A 3,116-nucleotide genomic window follows, 5' to 3' on the forward strand; every position below is an offset into this window, starting at 1 on the left:
GGATTCTTGTCAGCGTTGCATTGGGCGGGCGAGTGCGCGCCACTCGTTAGTACCTGAACGACCGGTGAATGAAAAGGGCATCTCGAAAAACGCCTCTGTTAGAATGCCTGCCCATTCAGCGAGGCAAGTGCGGTGTGGAGATGAAAACCTACGATGTCGTCGTCATCGGCGCAGGCGCGGCGGGCTTGATGTGCGCGCTGACGGCGGGTTACCGCGGCCTTCGCGTACGGGTCGTCGATCATGCCGGCAAGGCGGGAAAGAAAATTCTGATGTCCGGCGGTGGGCGCTGCAATTTCACCAATCTCGCCACCACGCCGGCGCATTTCTTTTCGGGCAACCCGCACTTCTCGATCTCGGCGCTGAAACGCTACACGCCGCACCATTTCGTCGAGCTGGTCGAGCGGCACGGTATCGAGTACGTCGAGAAAGCGCCCGGCCAGTTGTTCTGTGCGCAGTCGGCAAAGGAGATCGTCTCCATGCTGCTGACCGAGTGCGAATGGGCGGGCGTGGAAGTCTCCCTCTCCACGACGGTGGGCAGCGTCGAGTGCCTGGGTGAGGGGATGCGGCTGGAGATAGATGGCCGCAAGACCGAGGCCGGGGCGGTGGTGGTCGCCACTGGGGGCCTGTCCGTCCCGACCCTCGGCGCCAGCGGTTTCGGCTACGATCTGGCGCGCCAGTTCGGGCTGGCCGTGACCGAGACCCGGGCGGCACTGGTGCCGTTCACGGTGACCTCGCGATGGAAAGAGTCGCTGGCCTCGCTCTCGGGCCTGTCCTGTCCCGTGGCGGTCAGCTGCGGCGACGGCACCTACCGTGAACCTTTGCTGTTCACCCATCGCGGTCTGTCCGGGCCGGCGATGCTCCAGGCCTCGAGCCACTGGCAGCCGGGCATGACGGTGGCGATCGACTGGCTGCCCTCGATCCCGGTCGCGGAGACCCTGGCCGACCTTCGCCGACGCGCACCGCGGCGGCGGCTGGGCAGCTGGCTGGGGGAGGCGCTACCCAAGCGTCTCTCCCAGGCGCTGATCGAGTGGCAAACATGGCAGGACCGGCCACTGGCCGAACTGTCCAACGCCGATATCGACGCCGTGGCGAGCGGGCTCAAAGCGTGGCAGTTCAAGCCGGCGGGGACGGAAGGGTGGCGTACCGCGGAGGTGACCATGGGCGGGGTCGACACCGGAGCGGTGTCGTCGAAGACGTTTGCCGTCAACGCAATCCCCCAGCTCTACTTCATCGGTGAAGTGCTGGACGTCACCGGGCAGCTGGGTGGCTTCAATTTCCAGTGGGCCTGGTCATCCGGCGTGGCGTGTGGTCAGGCGCTCTGACGCCGAACCAGAGGCGGCCACTGTCTCCAGTGGCCGCGACGCCAGGGTGGCAAAGGCGGCTTGCTCCCGCGGCTAGCGGTTTTTCCCGCGGGTCGCCCGGTAAAGCGCCCGACCGCGGTTGTACATCATGAATCCGGTCAGTGCCCGCCTGAACAGGCGGCCGGTGGAGCGTGGCTTGCGCGCGCTGCGCATCGCCAACAATCCCCCGGCCGCCATCAGCGGAACGCGCCAGCTCATCATCTTGTTCCAGGCATTGTCGATCGGTGCCGTGGCGTCACGCCATTCGCGCATGGCGGCGGTCATGTCCAGGCGTTGCTGGAGTATCTCGTCCTCGAGCTCGTCCAGTTGCCGTTGGCGGGAACGTTCAGTCATGGGAATGCCCCAGTGCCTGGCGATCGCGATCCAGGTGATGCAGGGTCGCGGCCATCAACTTGCGCTGCTTGGCGACTCGCTTGGCGGAGAAGATCAAGACCCCCGCCAGGATGAAAAGCGCCGCCGAGCAGATCCCGATCGCCTGCAGGCGGTGCTCTTCCCAGTAGACCACCACGATCAGCAGGAGCAGCATTCCGATAGCGAACGACAGCACGATCAGGCCTGCACCCGCCAACAGCAGCAGCGTCAGCATTCGGTCTCGCTCCGCCTCCCACTCGACCACGGCGAGACGCAGTCGCGTCTGGCCGGTGGCGATGAGATTGGCGATCAGCCGTCGCCCGGCGGAAATCACGTTTTCAGCCGGCCCCGCCATCAGCGACGTCCCAGCAGCAGTCCCAGAACCACGCCCGCCGCGGCGCCGATGCCGATGCTGGTCCAGGGGTTTTCATGCACGTAGCGATCGGTGGCATCGACCTGCTCCTTGGCGCTGGAGTAGAGGGCTTCTCCACGAGCTTCCAGACGCTCCCGGGTGGCATGCAGGCGTTGCTGAGCGCGTTCGCGCATTTCGGAGATATTGCTGCGGGAGTCGTCCGCTGTCGCGTGGATCAGCTCCTCGACGGTGTGGGACAGGTTGCGCAGGTCTTCCTTGAGCTGCTCGGTAGAGGCTTCGCGTTCACGCTCGGGACCGTTGCCGCCGATGGATTGCATGGTCATGGTCGTCATCCTTTGACAGTCGAGTGGCATGGTTGGAACAGACAGGCTTCAGCATAGACAGGCTAGCTGGCGGCATCAACGCGTACCGGGGATCCCGGCCAAAAAGGTGTTGATGCTGAAGCCGAGGCCGAAACGCTGCACGTCGTGGTTGTAGTCGATCAGGCTCTCCCCGTAGCCCTTGTAGTACTGCAGATAGCCGCGCACCTTGCCGAACAGCGGGAAGGAGTAGTCGAGTTGGCCACCATAGTGCGCCTTGCCCGGGTTGCCACGAACCATCAACGAGACCTCCTGGTCTCCGAAGGCGCGCACCAGGGTCAGGTCGCCGTAGCCGATGTAGTTCTCCAGGTCCGGATTGTCGTCGTCCTTGTCGTTTTCCGGGATACGCCAGTGTGGGGCGACACTGAAGGCCCAGTCGCCGCGCTGGAATATCGATTCGCCGTAGATTCGGTTCCAGCTTCGGGACAACGGATCCGAGCGTCCGTTGGACTGGTGCGCGAAGCCGACGCGATTGATGGTGTTGGTCCATCCCAGCACCGTCCAGCGGTTATCGAAGCTGACGAAGCCCTCGGGCTCGTAGTTGGTCTCGCGAAAGGGGGCGGAAGCCTCGGAATTGTAGGCCTGCCACCAACTGCGCTGGGTGTAGGCGAAATAGAGGTCGCCGTTGTCGCCGAACATGTCGTCGAGCAGCTTCACCTTGAAGCTCAACTG

The 3,116-nt window shown here is 64.3% G+C and carries 5 protein-coding genes; 1 reads left to right on the forward strand and 4 read right to left on the reverse strand.

From position 1 onward, the window contains the following. Positions 1-140 precede the first annotated feature (140 nt). Positions 141-1,322 carry a BaiN/RdsA family NAD(P)/FAD-dependent oxidoreductase gene (locus tag AC3AYF_RS19615; RefSeq protein WP_295041275.1) on the forward strand — a complete coding sequence of 394 codons (1,182 nt, stop codon included), beginning with the start codon at positions 141-143 and terminating at the stop codon, positions 1,320-1,322. A 72-nt stretch (positions 1,323-1,394) separates the two neighbouring features. On the opposite strand, the gene AC3AYF_RS19620 is transcribed toward AC3AYF_RS19615, so the two are convergent. The 4 genes from AC3AYF_RS19620 to AC3AYF_RS19635 all read right to left on the reverse strand — a co-directional run. Next, positions 1,395-1,694, reverse strand: a complete 300-nt coding sequence (locus AC3AYF_RS19620; RefSeq protein ID WP_295041277.1) for a YqjK-like family protein — start codon at positions 1,692-1,694, stop codon at positions 1,395-1,397. Further along, complete coding sequence (locus AC3AYF_RS19625) at positions 1,687-2,067, reverse strand: phage holin family protein (protein WP_295041279.1); 381 nt, start codon at positions 2,065-2,067, stop codon at positions 1,687-1,689. Before AC3AYF_RS19625 ends, AC3AYF_RS19620 begins: the two co-directional genes overlap by 8 nt. Beyond that, on the reverse strand, positions 2,067-2,408 hold the full coding sequence (locus tag AC3AYF_RS19630) for an ElaB/YgaM/YqjD family protein (RefSeq protein ID WP_149434045.1): 342 nt from the start codon (positions 2,406-2,408) through the stop codon (positions 2,067-2,069). The genes AC3AYF_RS19625 and AC3AYF_RS19630 overlap by 1 nt, the downstream gene beginning before the upstream one ends. 75 nt (positions 2,409-2,483) lie before the next feature. Further along, positions 2,484-3,116, reverse strand: a 633-nt coding sequence (locus tag AC3AYF_RS19635; RefSeq protein ID WP_295041281.1) for a phospholipase A, incomplete at its 5' end; no start/stop codon positions are given.

The organism is Salinicola sp., from assembly GCF_982684285.1.